Source organism: Pseudomonas sp. XS1P51 (genome assembly GCF_054897845.1).
Map to the genome: position 1 here is coordinate 3739589 of NZ_CM142707.1, position 15138 is coordinate 3754726.

Here is a 15138-nt window from a genome sequence, read left to right on the forward strand (position 1 = left end):
GGACTTAAGCCAGTTTTTCCTTGATGCGAGCTGCTTTACCGGACAGGTCACGCAGGTAGTACAGCTTGGCTTTACGTACGTCACCGCGACGTTTAACGGCCATGCTGTCGATTTGCGGGCTGTAGGTCTGGAAAGTACGCTCTACGCCAACACCGTTGGAGATTTTACGAACGGTGAAAGCACTGTTTACGCCGCGGTTACGCTTGGCGATAACAACACCTTCGAACGCTTGCAGACGCGAACGGTCGCCTTCCTTCACTTTCACCTGAACGACAATAGTGTCGCCCGGGGCAAAGGTAGGGATCTCTTTGGTCATCTGCTCTGCTTCGAGTGCAAGGATGATTTTGTTAGTCATGCTGTGCTCCTAAGGTAAATCGTCGGATCTACCATCGATACGTTGTTAACTATCGTCCCGCTCGCGGATGTATTCCTCGAGCAGCTTCTTCTCTTCTCCAGAAAGCGAGCGGCTTTCCAGAAGATCGGCGCGTCGTTCAAAGGTCCTACCAAGGGACTGCTGTAAACGCCAACGCCGGATGTGCGCGTGATTGCCACTTAGCAATACGTCGGGAACACGCTGATCCGCATACACCTCCGGTCGGGTGTAGTGCGGGCAATCCAGCAAACCATCCGTAAAGGAATCTTCCTCGGCGGAGTCCGCATGCCCTAAAGCTCCAGGCAGCAGTCGTGTAACCGCATCGATCAGGACCATCGCCGGCAGCTCGCCGCCAGACAGTACATAGTCGCCAATCGACCACTCTTCATCGACATGAGCTTCAATAAAACGCTCGTCAATGCCTTCATAGCGGCCGGCAATCAGGATCAGTGCATCCAGATTCGCCAACTCGCGTACCGCCGACTGAGTCAGTTGACGGCCTTGGGGGGACAGGTAAATCACCTTCGCCGCCTCCCCGGCTGCTGCCTTGGCCTGAACCAGAGCATCTTCCAGGGGCTTGATCTTCATCACCATGCCCGGACCACCGCCAAATGGGCGATCGTCCACAGTGTGATGTCGATCCGTCGTGTAGTCTCGCGGATTCCAACAGGTGAGCTGCAACAGCCCCTGTTTCACCGCACGACTGGTGATGCCGTACTCGCTGATGGCGGAGAACATCTCGGGAAACAAACTGATCACTTCTACGCGCAAGTTAGCCACGCTTAGAAGTCCGCATCCCATTCCACCTTCATCTCGCCTGCGGCAAGGTCGACGGCCAACACGCATTGCTCCGTATAGGGCAACAGGCGTTCGCGATCATCCAGGCTGCCAGCGCAAGGCTTGACCACCATGACATCGTTCGAGCCAGTCTCCAGCAGGTGATCGATCTTCCCGAACAGTTGCCCGAGGGTGTCGATGACCTTGAGACCTTCCAGCTGGTACCAGTAGTACTCGCCGTCGGTCAGTTCAGGGAACAGGTTGCGTGGCACGCAGATCTCATAACCGGCCAGAAGACGAGCTTCTTCACGATCATCGAGACCCTTGAGCTTTGCGACCAGGAATTTGTTATTCCCGCGTCCGCTGACCAGCTCTACCTGCTTTACATTGCCGTCACGCTTAAGCGTCCAGGTTTTGTAGTCCAGCAGGTTTGCAATCGGATCAGTAAAGGAAAAGACCTTCACTTCGCCGCGAACGCCATGAACAGAATAAATTTTGCCGATAACGATCAAATCATCAGCAACAGCTGGCGTCGCGTTCATATTGCTCAGGCCGCAGCCTTAGCAGCGTCCTTCAACAACTGAGCAACGCGCTCAGAAGGTTGTGCACCAACGCTCAGCCAGTAGGCTACGCGCTCTTGGTTCACGGACAGACGGACTTCTTGACCACGAGCAACAGGGTTGAAGAAACCAACCTGTTCCTTGTGCGAACCGTCGCGCGGGTTGCGGCTGTCGGTTACGGTCAAGTGGTAAAACGGGCGCTTTTTGGAGCCGCCAAGGGCAAGACGGATTGTTAGCATGTGAACATCGTTCCTGTAGTCGGTGCTGCAAATCTAAAGGCACAGCGGGCATAGGTGCCCGAAAGGCCGCATATTCTAAGGAATATCCGGACTTTTGCAAATGACTTTTTCCGGCGGTCTATCGGCCGCCATCCAGATTTGCTATAGAGCCGTCGTTGAAAACGGCCAGTCAGCTCCCGCCAAGTGCGGGTTTGCTGGAGATCCCGCATCCCTGCGGGTCTGCGCCGACATGACTGCCGGCGCGGATTCTTTACATTTTCGGCATGCCGCCGCCGGGCAACATACCGCCCATGCCGCGCATCATTTTGGCCATTCCGCCTTTGGCGGAGAATTTCTTCATCATCTTCTGCATCTGCTTGTGTTGCTTGATCAAGCGACCGATGTCCTGCACCTGGGTGCCGGAACCCATGGCGATCCGGCGCTTGCGCGAACCGCTGATCAACTCAGGGTCGCGGCGCTCGGCCGGGGTCATGGAGTTGATGATGGCTTCCATCTGCTTGAATTGCTTCTCTGCCGCGCCCTGGGCGTTGCCCATCTGCGCCAGGTTGACGCCGCCGATGTTTGGCAGTTTGTCCATGAGGCCGCCGAGGCCGCCCATGTTTTTCATCTGTTGCAGCTGATCGCGGAAGTCTTCGAGGTCGAAACCCTTGCCCTTCTTCAGCTTCTTGGCCAGCTTGTCGGCCTTGTCCTTGTCGAGGGTCGCTTCAGCTTGTTCGATCAGGCTGAGCACGTCGCCCATGCCGAGGATGCGCGAAGCAATACGCTCAGGGTGGAACGGCTCGAGCGCATCGCTCTTCTCGCCCATACCGATGAACTTGATCGGCTTGCCGGTGATTGCACGGACCGACAGTGCGGCACCGCCACGGGCATCGCCGTCGACCTTGGTCAGGATCACACCGGTCAACGGCAGTGCATCGCCGAAGGCCTTGGCCGTGTTCGCGGCGTCCTGGCCGGTCATGGCGTCGACCACGAACAGGGTTTCGACCGGGTTGATCGCGGCGTGCAGCGCCTTGATCTCGCCCATCATCTCTTCGTCGATGTGCAGACGACCGGCGGTATCGACGATGACCACGTCGATGAATTTGAGTTTTGCTTCTTTAATAGCCGCTTGCGCGATGTCGACCGGCTTCTGGCTCAGGTCGGACGGAAAGAAGGTAACGCCGACTTCACCCGCGAGCATTTCCAGCTGCTTGATCGCCGCCGGACGGTAAACGTCCGCGGACACGACCATGACCGACTTCTTCTTGCGCTCTTTAAGGAAGCGCGCGAGCTTGCCGGCGGTGGTGGTTTTACCCGCGCCCTGCAAACCGGCCATCAATACGACGGCAGGCGGAACGGCGCTCAGGTTCAAGTCTTCGTTGGCCGCGCCCATCAGGCTTTCGAGCTCGGCCTGGACGATCTTCACGAAGGCCTGGCCCGGCGTCAGGCTGCGCGACACCTCGGCACCGACGGCGCGTTCCTTGACCGAATTGACGAAGTCCTTGACCACCGGCAGGGCGACGTCGGCTTCGAGCAACGCCATGCGCACTTCGCGCAGGGTGTCTTTAATGTTGTCCTCGGTCAGCTTGGCCTTGCCGGTGACATGGCGCAGCGTCTGCGAGAGACGGTCGGTTAAGTTTTCAAACATTGCGCGATCCTTTCAGGCCCTGTGTAGACCGGGATAATGGCGGCCCAGACCGGAATAAACATGTGCTCGGCGAGCCTGCGGCGTGGGCAGGTCGCGGATTATAGCGAAGACTGCGTCTGGCGGACACCTCGCACTTTCGTGCTGTGTGGGTTCTATGCCAAACTCAGCGCCTTTCGGGCTTGCCTAACAGGATTTATGCTCCCCTTGTCACCCAGCTTGCTTACTACTCTCGCCGCCGCCTGCTTGTATGCCGCTGCGACCCTCTATCAGGGCACTCGTCTGGCCACCGGCGCCAAGGCGAGCAAGCGCCTGCTGGTCACGCTCGGCGTACTGGCCGTGCTGGCTCACAGCGCCAGCCTGTTCACCCACCTGTTGACGCCGATTGGCCTGGGCCTGGATTTCTTCAGCGCCGCCAGCCTGATTGCCGCCGCGGTCATCGCGCTGACGCTGCTGGCCTGCTCGCGGATCCCGGTGGAGAACCTGCTTATATTGCTGTTCCCGCTAGGGGTCGCGACCGTACTGCTGGCGCAATTCGCCCCCGCCGGCACGGTACAGGTCATTGACGAAGCGCCGGGCATACTCGCCCACATCCTCTTGTCGATCCTGGCTTACGGCATGTTCACCATCGCGGTGTTCCAGGCGTTGCTGCTACTGGTTCAGGACCATCAACTCAAGCACAAACACCCGTCCGGGCTGATCAAGAACTTCCCGCCGCTGCAAACCATGGAAAGCCTGCTGTTCGGCTTCCTCTGGGCCGGCTGGACCTTGCTCTCGCTGTCGCTGATTTCCGGCTGGCTGTTCGTCGACAACCTGTTCGCCCAGCACCTGGTGCACAAAACCTTGCTGGCGTGCCTGGCCTGGATCGTCTTCAGTGTGCTGCTCTGGGGCCGTAACCGCCTCGGCTGGCGCGGACACAAGGCCATTCGCTGGACCCTCGCCGGCTTCTGCCTGCTGATGCTGGCGTATTTCGGCAGCAAGCTGGTCCGTGAATACATCCTGCACATCTGACGGGCGGCATTAATGGACGACTTGCCCATAGGGCCGATGCTCGCAGTAGTGGCCCTGCTGATTTTATGGTCGGGGCTGTTTACCGCCATCGAAGTTGCGCAACAGCACTTGCTGGCCCAGCGCACCGCCTCACGTTCCAGCGACAAACCAGTGGCGAAACTGAGTTTCCCGCTCAATAGCCTGATCCTCTGCAATACCCTATGCCGTGCCCTGGTCGTGGTGATCAGCACTTTGCTGGCGATTTTCACCTGGGCCGAGAACGGTCCATGGATTGCCTGCCTGGGGGCTGGCGCCGTTTTGCTGGTGTTCGCCGACTACCTGCCGCGCACCCTCGCCGTTCGCTACCCGGACGCGGTCCTGGCCCTGGGCAACACGTTGCTTCGCGCACCACTGAAAATCATCTACCCGGCCGCCTGGCTGCTCAATGGCATCAGCCAGTTGCTGATGCGACCGTTCGCCCGCAAAGCCAAAGTGGTGCAACAGAGCGAAGACGAGGCGCCGAACGATAGACTCGACGATCACGAACATACCGTTTGCCGGCCGCACCCGCTATCGGGTATCCACGCGCTGGACAACATCACGGTCAACGACATTCTGGTGCCCCGCAGTGACGTCGACGGGATCAACCTCGACGACCCGCTCTCAGACATCATCGAACAACTGCGCAACAACAAGCGCACCCGCCTGCCGGTGTTCCACAGTGATATCAACCAGGTCGAAGCGGTGCTCAATACCCGACAGATCCGCCACTTGCTACCCGATGGCAGCCTGACCCTGGACGCCCTGCTGGCGGCCAGTCACGACCCTTACTTCGTGCCGGAAAGCACGCCGTTGCAGCTTCAACTGCTGAACTTCCACAAGCAGCAACGGCGCCTGGGCATGGTGGTCGACGAGTACGGCGAAGTGCTTGGCATCGTGACCCTGGAAGACATTCTTGAAGAAATCGTCGGCGAATTCGAAAGCCAGCACAGCCTGGATAACCCGCACATCCATCCGCAGGCCGATGGTCGACTGGTGATTGATGGCGCCGCTTCGATACGCGACCTGAATAAGAGCCTGGGCTGGCACTTGCCCAGTGACGGCCCGAAAACCCTCAACGGGTTGGTCACCGAAGCGCTGGAAACGATTCCCGAGCGCGCGGTGTGCCTGAAGATCGGCCGATATCGGCTGGAGATTCTGGAGACGGAAGACAATCGCGTTACTCGCGTGCTGATCTGGCATACCAGCTCGACGCCGGCCGTTTTGCCCATCCGCTAAATCCAAAAAGATCGCAGTCTTCGGCAGCTCCTACAGGAGAACGCATTCCAAATGTAGGAGCTGCCGAAGGCTGCGATCTTTTTGCCCTTGTTGAATCGTTAGCCTCCTTCCTATAATCGAATCCGCTGTACGACACGTAGATCGTGTCTCCGACTTCGAGGTGTAAGGTCATCTTGAAGGGTTCTTTCTCAGTAGAACCGAAGCTCAGGCACCCAATCCTGAGAACCAAAATCCTTTCCAAAGTCCTATGCCTTCAAGGACTTGCCGCTACGGCGGATGGCAATGCCAGGTCGATTCGCACTCTATATATCGACCTAAGAACCGGAGTTTCCGGTTCGAGAGTGCTCACTCATCTCAGCCCTATCTCAGGGCACAACCCTGCGGGAAATAATCCCCGTAGGGGTTATCTCCTGCCTCAGAAATAAGAGGCAATACTTCTTTCAAGCATGCCGCCTAACTAGGCAGTTCCTGCTTTTGTCATTTTCGTCATTTCTCGGAGACATGAGCGCAAGCTCTGTTTGTCATTGTCCATCTGCCTTGCCTGCAAGGTGGCAGCGGACTCGTTGTGCGACCAACGATAGCCTACGAAGACATGCGTCACTGGTAACGGTGGGGTGTGAAGTTTTTCTGACAATGTGCCCCCTAACGGGTGCGACCTCGCCGCGAGGCAGGACGCAGATGCTCGGAGCAGTACCGGGTTGAGGCGCTAGGCTGGCTGGCATGGGTAACCCATGTGAACTGCTGATAAACACCGTAACGATTGACGAGCCCAAACTGCTGACAGGCTCGAACCAAAAGGTATGTGGTCGGATATCGCTGTAGCGGATAGAGATACGTCGCCGTATGACCACCGGTGGAAAGGCAGACCCTAACCCAGTCGTGTGACAGGCAGGGAACGTGGTAAGCCCGTATGGCTGCCTTCGGGCAGGTGAACCGCAAGGGGATCTGTTGGCTGTGCGGGTATGGGATCGCAGAGAAAGCGAACGCCGGGCTGTAATGGTTCGGATAGGGGTTGAGACATTACTCCACGGGAAACCGGGCAGACTTCTGCGTGGTCTTTCGTCGCATGAACTCTGACTGAACCTGTCTCAATGATCTTAGAGGCCAGCAACAGTGGTCTCCAATTAATCCAACCCTGACGGGAACGTCCATCCCCGTCAGGGGATGCGTACGTCTTCTGTCCGGGGAAACTTGAGAGGAAGGCAGCATGATAGAACACAGCCTAAAGGCCGTGTCTGCGCCCTCCGGCGTTCCGCAGCAGTGGCACGACATCGATTGGCGTCGTGTTCAGCGGAATGTTCGGGCAATGCAGGTACGGATTGCGAAGGCTTGTCGGGAAGGCCAATGGCGCAGGGTGAAAGCCTTGCAACGGATGCTGACCCACTCTCGAACGGCCAGGTATTTGGCCGTACGGCGAGTCACTGAAAACCAGGGTAAGCGCACGGCGGGAGTCGACCGCGTGCTCTGGGATACACCCGACGCGAAATGGAAAGCGGCAAACGGGTTGAAGCGCCACGGATATCAACCACGGCCTTTACGGCGTGTGTTCATTCCGAAGTCGAATGGGAAAGAACGTCCTTTGGGCATTCCGACTATGACTGATAGGGCCATGCAGGCTTTATACCTGCTGGCGCTGGCGCCCATTGCAGAAACCACCGGTGATCCGAACAGCTACGGCTTCAGGATTGAACGTTCGACGGCGGATGCGATGGGGCAGCTGTTCATCTCTCTTTCTCAAAAGGTTTCGGCCCAATGGGTACTGGAGGCGGACATCAAAGGTTGCTTCGACCATATCAACCACGACTGGCTGATCGCCAACGTCCCTACGGACAAAACGATCCTTCGGAAGTGGTTGAAAGCTGGTGTGATTCACAAAGGCCAGCTACAGGCAACGAATGCCGGTACGCCGCAGGGCGGGATTATCTCGCCCACCTTGGCAAACATGGTGCTGGATGGTCTGGAAACACAGCTCAAGCAACATCTGGGCGTGACAAGGGCCAAGAAGCTGAAGATCAATGTGGTGCGATATGCGGATGATTTTGTGATCACTGGTAGCTCGAAAGAGATACTGGAAAACGAGATCAAACCTTGGGTGGAGCAGTTCCTTTCAATACGGGGACTGCAGCTTTCACCGGAGAAAACCCATGTCGTCCACATGGATGAAGGCTTCGACTTTTTGGGATGGAATTTCCGCAAGTACAAAGGGAAGCTCCTGATCAAACCGAGCAAGAAAAACGTGCAAGCGTTCTATCGCAAGGTAAAGGAAGTCATCAGTACCAATAAAACGGCTAGGCAGGAAGACTTGATCCGACTGCTGAACCCCGTACTCCGAGGTTGGGCGATCTACCACCAGCCAGTGGTCGCCAAGCAGACGTACAGCCGCATGGACCATTTGATTAACTATGCGCTTTGGCGCTGGGCTAAACGGCGACACCCCAACAAGAATGCGGTCTGGATAAAGGAGAAGTACTTTCCCGCACAGGAGCAGAAATGTTGGGTATTCGCCGAGTCGGTGATAAACGGAAAGGGAGAACGTGTGACCCTAAAGCTGTACTCGTTAGCCGAGACCCCCATTGAGCGACACCGAAAAGTCAGCGGAGGATACAACCCCTTCGATCCTGCGATGGAGGGGATGAGCGAGAAACTGCGTATGGACCGGATGCTGAAAAAGATGAAGTACCGGAAGCAGATTGTCAGCTTGTTCCGAAGCCAGAATGGAAAGTGTGCGTTATGTGGGCAATCGATAACCAAAGAGACTGGATGGCACGACCATCACGTCATCTACCGCATTCAGGGTGGTGACGACTCTTTGGGCAATCGGGTACTATTGCACCCTGTTTGTCACCAGCGGCTCCACGCGCTGGGTTTGACAGTGAACAAACCGGCCTCTAATTGAGGTTTTGCAAGACTTGAGCCGTATGCGCTGAAAGGCGCACGTACGGTTCTTGGGGGGCCTCATTCCAGCAATGGAATGGGGCTACCCAACTACCCAAGCCCCGCCATACCCCCGTGCTACCCGCACTCTGCGTGAAACCCACATCCCTGGGTGTTCGACCATAATAATTCGCTCCACTGGGGCACATGACTGTCAGGGATAACCGCATGACGACCAGCACAACGTTTACCGAAACCACGCCTGCACAACCGACGAACTCCGCCACCCGTGTGGCCACCGCGAGCTTCATCGGCACCGCCATCGAGTTCTACGACTTTTACGTCTATGCCACTGCGGCTGCGCTGGTGATCGGTCCGGTGTTCTTTCCGCAGACCTCCGGCACCGCCCAGATGCTTTCGGCATTCCTCACCTTCGGTATTGCGTTCCTCGCTCGACCGCTGGGCTCGGCACTGTTCGGCCACTTTGGTGACCGCATCGGGCGCAAATCGACACTGGTGGCTTCGCTGCTGCTGATGGGCGTGTGCACCACCCTGATCGGCGTGCTGCCGGGTTACGACAGCATCGGGGCCTGGGCGCCGATCCTGCTTTGCGTGTTGCGCTTCGGCCAAGGCCTGGGGCTGGGCGGGGAATGGGGTGGCGCAGCGCTGCTGGCGACGGAGAATGCGCCCAAAGGCAAACGCGCCTGGTTCGGCATGTTCCCGCAGCTTGGCCCTTCGATCGGGTTTCTGGCCGCCAACGGTCTGTTCCTGACCCTGGCCATGACGCTGAACGACGAACAGTTCCGCTCATGGGGTTGGCGGATTCCGTTCCTGCTCAGCGCAGCCCTGGTGATGGTCGGCCTGTACGTGCGCCTCAAACTCCACGAAACCCCGGTGTTCGCCAATGCCATGGCGCGTCAGGAACGGGTGAAGGTCCCACTGGTCGAGCTGTTCAGCCAGTACTGGGCGCCAACGCTGTTGGGCGCCGGGTCGATGGTGGTGTGCTACGCGCTGTTCTATATCTCGACGGTGTTTTCGCTGAGTTATGGCGTGTCGACGCTCGGCTACACCCGCGAAACCTTCCTCGCACTGCTGTGCTTCGCCGTACTGTTCATGGCCGCCGCTACGCCGTTGTCGGCGTGGGCCAGTGACCGTTTCGGGCGCAAACCGGTGCTGATCATCGGTGGCGTGCTGGCGATTCTGTCCGGATTCCTGATGGAGCCGCTGCTGACCCAAGGTTCGACCTGGGGCGTGGCGCTGTTCCTGTGCATCGAATTGTTTCTGATGGGCGTGACGTTTGCGCCGATGGGTGCGTTGCTGCCGGAGCTGTTTCCGACACACGTGCGGTATACCGGTGCATCGGCAGCCTACAACCTGGGCGGCATCGTCGGAGCCTCGGCGGCGCCGTTCTTCGCGCAGAAGCTGGTGGCGATGGGTGGTTTGAGTTATGTCGGCGGGTATGTATCGGGAGCGGCGGTGCTGAGCTTGATTGCTGTGCTGTGCCTGAAGGAGACGCGTAATAACGATTTGAACCGGGTGGCTTAAAGCAAGAGCATCGCGAGCAGGCTCGCTCCCACAGGGGACCGCGTTCTGTCAGAAAGAATACGGTTCAAGGTGGGAGCGAGCCTGCTCGCGATAGCCGCGCCTCGGTTTACAGCTCGACCACGACAGCCTGAGAAGCGCGGGTCGCTTTAGCACGAGCCGCTTCAATCGACTCATCCCGCGCCAACGCCACCCCCATCCGGCGCTGACCATTGACCTCTGGCTTGCCGAACAGGCGCAACGCCGTATCCGGTTCGCTCAATGCAGCGCCAAGGTTGGCGAACGCCGTCTGAGTCGACTGGCCTTCCACCAGAATCACCGCCGAAGCCGATGGCCCGAACTGACGGATCAACGGAATCGGCAGGCCCAGAATGGCGCGTGCGTGCAGGGCGAACTGCGACAGATCCTGAGAAATCAGGGTCACCAGGCCGGTGTCATGCGGACGCGGCGACACTTCGCTGAACCACACCTGATCACCTTTGATGAACAGCTCGACGCCAAACAGACCACGACCGCCCAACGCTTCGGTGACCGCTTTGGCCACGCGTTCGGATTCCGCCAGGGCAATCGGGCTCATGGCCTGAGGCTGCCAGGATTCCTGGTAGTCGCCCTTCTCCTGACGGTGACCGACTGGCGCACAGAACGTAGTGCCGCCAACGTGACGCACGGTCAGCAGGGTGATTTCGTAGTCGAAATCGATGAAGCCTTCGATGATCACGCGACCTTTACCGGCACGGCCGCCTTCTTGGGCGTAATCCCAGGCTGTCTTCACGTCATCGGCGCTGCGCAGCAGGCTCTGACCTTTGCCCGAGGAACTCATGACCGGCTTGACCACGCACGGGAAACCGAGGTCTTCGACAGCCTTGCTGTAATCCTCGAAGGTGTCGGCAAAGTGGTACGGCGAGGTCGGCAGGTCCAGCTCTTCGGCGGCCAGGCGACGGATGCCTTCGCGGTTCATGGTCAACTGCGCGGCCCGAGCGGTCGGGATCACGGTGAAGCCCTCGGCTTCCAGTTCGACCAGGGTGGCGGTGGCGATGGCTTCGATTTCCGGCACGATGAAGTGCGGCTTCTCGGCTTCGATCACGGCACGCAGGGCGGCGCCGTCGAGCATGTTGATCACGTGGCTGCGATGGGCGACTTGCATGGCCGGTGCATTGGCGTAGCGATCCACGGCAATCACTTCAACGCCCAGGCGTTGCAGCTCGATCACCACTTCCTTGCCCAACTCACCACAGCCACACAGCAATACGCGGGTCGCGGTTGGCGACAATGGAGTTCCGATACGGGTCATCTCAGGTCCTCAAGAAGCGGATCATCGAGGGTCGCGGCAGCAGGCTCGCGTCCCATGGGGAGAAAGCGCGGCATTTTACATGAACCTGAGGGTTTGGCTTCAGCTGACGACGGCCTGTTTGCGCAGGCGCCAGGCCATGATCAGCCATACGGCCGTCACGCCAGCGAACTTCGAGCCCATGGCGGTGAGGATCACGGCCGGGGTAAACGCATCGATCATGCCGAAAAAGATGAACGTATCGAGGGGAATGCTCAGGGCCGAACTTATCCACAGGCGGTCGTGCAACGGGCGCTTGGTGATGCTGAACACCAGCCAGTCAATGCACTCCGACACGGCGAACGCCGTGGCGCTGGCCAACGCGATGGAGGGATCGGAGGTGACATAAGACAGCACCAGCGCCGCCAGCATCGCCGCGATGGCGCCGTGGCCGAAACGGGTTTGCACCATGTCGCGCAAAACAAACACCAACCCGCCCCAGGCCGACCAGATGATGTCCAGGTGCGGAGCGGTGGAAAAGGCGTAGTTGATCAGCACGACGCTGCTGATGTAAGCGATCAGGAAGAACATGGGGCGCAGGGATACCTGTCAATTTGGCGCACAGAGTACTTCAGCCGTGCGAAGCCGCCAAAGGCTTAAATCAAAAGATCGCAGCCTGCGGCAGCTCCTACACGGGATAGCATTCATCCGCGAAATCGTGGCGAAAACCTAATCTGTAGGAGCTGCCGCAGGCTGCGATCTATTGATCTTCGGTTACTGACCGGGCGTTTTGCCCAGCATCCAGAGAATGCCACTGGACTTGGCCCGCTCATGACACAACCCCAACACCTTGCGCCGCTCCGCGTTTTCCATCCGGCTCCAGCGCGTGATCTCTTCCACCGTGCGCTGACAGCCGGTGCAAATATCATCCTCATCCAGCGCGCAAATGCTCACGCACGGCGAAGGAACCGGTCGTTCGGGGGTGCTCATTCTTCCTGCTCGACCAGATCGCGGGCATAACGCTGAGCGTTATGCACATAGTGGGCGGCGCTGGCCTCCAGCATCTTTTTCTGCGGCTCGGTCAGCTCGCGCACCACTTTACCGGGCGACCCCATCACCAGCGAACCGTCCGGAATTTCCTTGCCCTCGCCGATCAGCGAGTTGGCGCCGATAATGCAGTTCTTGCCGATTTTCGCGCCGTTGAGAATCACCGCATTAATGCCGATCAGACTGTAATCACCCACGGTGCAGCCATGGAGCATGGCGTTGTGGCCGATGGTCACACCGGTGCCGATGGTCAGTGGGTAGCCCATGTCGGTGTGCATCACGGTGCCGTCCTGGACGTTGCTGTTCTTGCCGATCAGGATCAATTCGTTGTCGCCACGCAGCACGGCGTTGAACCAGACGTTGGCGCCCTCTTCCAGTTTGACCTTGCCCACCAGCACGGCGTTGGGTGCGACCCAGCTCTGCGGGTGGGTGTCGACACGGGCGTCGCCCAGGCGATATTTCATCTTATTGTCCTCAAGGCCAGGCTGGCTCACTTGCAAATAGCAGGGTTCAGACCATACGAACGATGGCTTCAGGTGTTGATAAAACTCTTGGGCGGTTGATGCAGGCTGATTTTGGCGTCATAGAGCAGGTTGATCAACTCGACGATCATGATCGCCGTCAGGCCCCAGATCTTGTACTCGCCATAACGATAGCTCGGCACATACCAACTACGACCCTGATAGTCGATGCGGTGGGTGTGTTCGCGCGGGTCCTTGCGGAAGAACTCCAGCGGTACGCTGAACACCGCGGCAATCTCGGCATCGTTGGCCTGGTACTCGACGAAATCCGGAATCACGCCGACATAAGGTGTGACCTTGATGCCGTGCAGGGAAATCAGCGGACTTAGCGGGCCGATCACTTCGACCAGCCCCGGTGGCAAACCGATTTCTTCTTCGGCTTCACGCAGGGCCGTGAAAATCAGGTCAGGGTCTTCAGGATCACGTCGTCCGCCGGGGAAGGCGACTTCGCCGCCATGGGTCGAGAGCCCGCTGGCGCGCAGGGTCAGAACCAGTTCCGGTTCATCACTGCGAGTGATGGGCACCAGCACCGCGGCCTCGGGGAAACGCTTGTCAGTTTCCAGCGTACGCGGTGTGTGGTTGCTAACCCGGTGCAATAGCTCGTCCAGCATGAGTCTTCTCGATCTGTTGGCTACCTTGCATCATGCACCAATCGAACCGACCGCCCAACCCCATAACCGCTGCATGTCGCTAAACGACAACTTGCCGACAGACACCGCCGCACGCCAAGATAGGCGCAGCATTCAGGAACCCAAGCATGAAATTTTGCAGTCAGTGCGGCAACCCGGTGACCCAGCGCATTCCCGAAGGCGATTCACGCCTGCGTTTCGTCTGCGATAGCTGTCACGCCATTCATTACCAGAACCCCAATATCGTCGCCGGATGCGTGGCGACCTGGGGCTCCAAAGTGTTGCTGTGTCGTCGCGCCATCGAGCCTCGGCTCGGTTACTGGACCCTGCCCGCCGGTTTCATGGAAAACGGTGAAACCATCGAGCAGGCGGCGATTCGCGAGACAGCCGAAGAAGCCTGCGCCCGCGTGCGCAACCTGAGCATCTATACGCTGATCGACGTGCCGCACATCAGCCAGGTGCATGTGTTCTTCCGTGCCGAACTGGCCGACCTGGATTTTTCCGCCGGTCCCGAGAGCCTGGAAGTGGCGCTTTTCGACGAAGCCGACATCCCGTGGTCCGACCTCGCTTTCCGCACAGTGGGCCGTACCTTAGAATGCTTCTTCGCTGACCGGCGGACCGAGGTCTACCCCGTGCGGTCCGAGTCGATACCGCCGCTTGCTCAGCCTGCCATTACCTGATTTAAATTCGGAACCTCTGCAAGCCGCTGAAAGATCGTCCGAACGCGGCCCGAACCTGCGGCAGCTCCGACAAAAACACCTATAACTAATAAATAGCCGCGACACCTCTAGGGATATCGTTTCAATGCGCTGGTTGCTTGCCCTGTTTTGCTTGTCGTTCGTCGCTGTCTCCCAGGCTTCCATTGCGGAAACACTGGACGGCAAAGTCATCGAAAAAGTTCTGGTTCTCAAGTCCGCCCATCAATTGCAATTGATCAATGACGGCAAGCCGATCAAGACCTATCGCATATCCCTGGGCAAACGCCCCAAGGGGCCGAAGCTGATGGAAGGCGACAAACGCACGCCAGAAGGTTTCTATTGGATTGACTGGCGCAAGACCAGCGACCGTTTCAACCTGTCGATGCACATTTCCTATCCGAACATCAGCGACTCCGCCCGTGCTCGGCGTGAAGGCGTCGAACCCGGCGGCATGATCATGATCCACGGCACCCCGGACACTGAAGAAAACCCCGAAGACCTGTTCCATACACTGGACTGGACCGACGGCTGCATTGCCATGCGCAACATGGACATGCGCGAGGTTTGGGGGTTGGTGCCGGACGGCACGATGATCGAAATCCGCCCGTAACGACGACCTTCGGTCGCCCATCGAAAAATAAAATCAAAAGATCGCAGCCTGCGGCAGCTCCTACAGGGTTGATACCACTCCCCCCGTAGGAGCTGCCGCAGGCTGCGAT

16 protein-coding genes are annotated in these 15138 nt (G+C 58.5%); 6 read left to right on the forward strand and 10 right to left on the reverse strand.

The window, feature by feature from the left end:
* Nucleotides 1-4: 4 nt before the first annotated feature.
* The 5 genes from rplS to ffh form a co-directional block, all read right to left on the reverse strand.
* Entirely contained in the window at nt 5-355 is a 351-nt protein-coding gene (rplS, locus tag ACYZUD_RS17360; protein WP_003175895.1) for a 50S ribosomal protein L19, read from the reverse strand.
* Nucleotides 356-400: 45 nt separating this feature from the next.
* The gene (gene trmD / locus ACYZUD_RS17365; protein WP_154503229.1) at nt 401-1174 is read right to left on the reverse strand and encodes a tRNA (guanosine(37)-N1)-methyltransferase TrmD; all 774 of its coding nucleotides are present in this window, start codon (nt 1172-1174) and stop codon (nt 401-403) included.
* On the reverse strand, nt 1156-1692 hold the full coding sequence (gene rimM, locus ACYZUD_RS17370) for a ribosome maturation factor RimM (protein ID WP_462019410.1): 537 nt from the start codon (nt 1690-1692) through the stop codon (nt 1156-1158). Before rimM ends, trmD begins: the two co-directional genes overlap by 19 nt.
* A gap of 5 nt (nt 1693-1697) precedes the next feature.
* Nucleotides 1698-1949, reverse strand: a complete 252-nt coding sequence (rpsP, locus tag ACYZUD_RS17375) for a 30S ribosomal protein S16 (RefSeq protein ID WP_007944872.1) — start codon at nt 1947-1949, stop codon at nt 1698-1700.
* 250 nt (nt 1950-2199) lie between these two features.
* The gene (ffh, locus tag ACYZUD_RS17380; RefSeq protein ID WP_462019411.1) at nt 2200-3576 is read right to left on the reverse strand and encodes a signal recognition particle protein; all 1377 of its coding nucleotides are present in this window, start codon (nt 3574-3576) and stop codon (nt 2200-2202) included.
* Between the two features lie 195 nt (nt 3577-3771).
* Here ffh and ACYZUD_RS17385 point away from each other — a divergent pair, with 195 nt between their 5' ends.
* The 4 genes from ACYZUD_RS17385 to ACYZUD_RS17400 all read left to right on the forward strand — a co-directional run bounded on the left by ACYZUD_RS17385 (nt 3772) and on the right by ACYZUD_RS17400 (nt 10260).
* Entirely contained in the window at nt 3772-4584 is an 813-nt protein-coding gene (locus tag ACYZUD_RS17385; protein WP_462019412.1) for a cytochrome C assembly family protein, read from the forward strand.
* Nucleotides 4585-4596: 12 nt separating this feature from the next.
* Nucleotides 4597-5841: a transporter associated domain-containing protein gene (locus ACYZUD_RS17390; protein ID WP_462019413.1), complete on the forward strand. Its 1245-nt coding sequence runs from the start codon at nt 4597-4599 to the stop codon at nt 5839-5841.
* A 1207-nt stretch (nt 5842-7048) separates the two neighbouring features.
* The gene (gene ltrA, locus ACYZUD_RS17395) at nt 7049-8737 is read left to right on the forward strand and encodes a group II intron reverse transcriptase/maturase (protein ID WP_462019414.1); all 1689 of its coding nucleotides are present in this window, start codon (nt 7049-7051) and stop codon (nt 8735-8737) included.
* A gap of 206 nt (nt 8738-8943) precedes the next feature.
* Complete coding sequence (locus tag ACYZUD_RS17400) at nt 8944-10260, forward strand: MFS transporter (protein WP_462019415.1); 1317 nt, start codon at nt 8944-8946, stop codon at nt 10258-10260.
* A 106-nt stretch (nt 10261-10366) separates the two neighbouring features.
* Here the strand turns inward: ACYZUD_RS17400 and purT are convergent, their stop codons facing one another.
* The 5 genes from purT to ACYZUD_RS17425 all read right to left on the reverse strand — a co-directional run bounded on the left by purT (nt 10367) and on the right by ACYZUD_RS17425 (nt 13703).
* On the reverse strand, nt 10367-11548 hold the full coding sequence (gene purT, locus ACYZUD_RS17405; protein WP_111451373.1) for a formate-dependent phosphoribosylglycinamide formyltransferase: 1182 nt from the start codon (nt 11546-11548) through the stop codon (nt 10367-10369).
* A 99-nt stretch (nt 11549-11647) separates the two neighbouring features.
* Nucleotides 11648-12115, reverse strand: coding sequence for a preQ0 transporter (locus ACYZUD_RS17410; protein WP_462019416.1), 468 nt, complete (start codon nt 12113-12115; stop codon nt 11648-11650).
* A gap of 183 nt (nt 12116-12298) precedes the next feature.
* Nucleotides 12299-12514 carry a DUF1289 domain-containing protein gene (locus ACYZUD_RS17415; protein ID WP_462019417.1) on the reverse strand — a complete coding sequence of 72 codons (216 nt, stop codon included), beginning with the start codon at nt 12512-12514 and terminating at the stop codon, nt 12299-12301.
* The gene (locus ACYZUD_RS17420; protein ID WP_462019418.1) at nt 12511-13035 is read right to left on the reverse strand and encodes a gamma carbonic anhydrase family protein; all 525 of its coding nucleotides are present in this window, start codon (nt 13033-13035) and stop codon (nt 12511-12513) included. The genes ACYZUD_RS17415 and ACYZUD_RS17420 overlap by 4 nt, the downstream gene beginning before the upstream one ends.
* Before the next feature lie 68 nt (nt 13036-13103).
* Nucleotides 13104-13703: a CoA pyrophosphatase gene (locus ACYZUD_RS17425; protein WP_462019419.1), complete on the reverse strand. Its 600-nt coding sequence runs from the start codon at nt 13701-13703 to the stop codon at nt 13104-13106.
* A 146-nt stretch (nt 13704-13849) separates the two neighbouring features.
* On the opposite strand from ACYZUD_RS17425, the gene ACYZUD_RS17430 reads away from it, so the two are divergent.
* Both ACYZUD_RS17430 and ACYZUD_RS17435 read left to right on the forward strand, forming a co-directional pair.
* Nucleotides 13850-14401 (forward strand): NUDIX hydrolase, encoded by a 552-nt coding sequence (locus ACYZUD_RS17430; RefSeq protein WP_461953360.1) that lies wholly within the window; start codon nt 13850-13852, stop codon nt 14399-14401.
* Between the two features lie 124 nt (nt 14402-14525).
* Nucleotides 14526-15029, forward strand: coding sequence for a L,D-transpeptidase family protein (locus ACYZUD_RS17435; protein ID WP_462019420.1), 504 nt, complete (start codon nt 14526-14528; stop codon nt 15027-15029).
* Nucleotides 15030-15138: the final 109 nt, after the last annotated feature.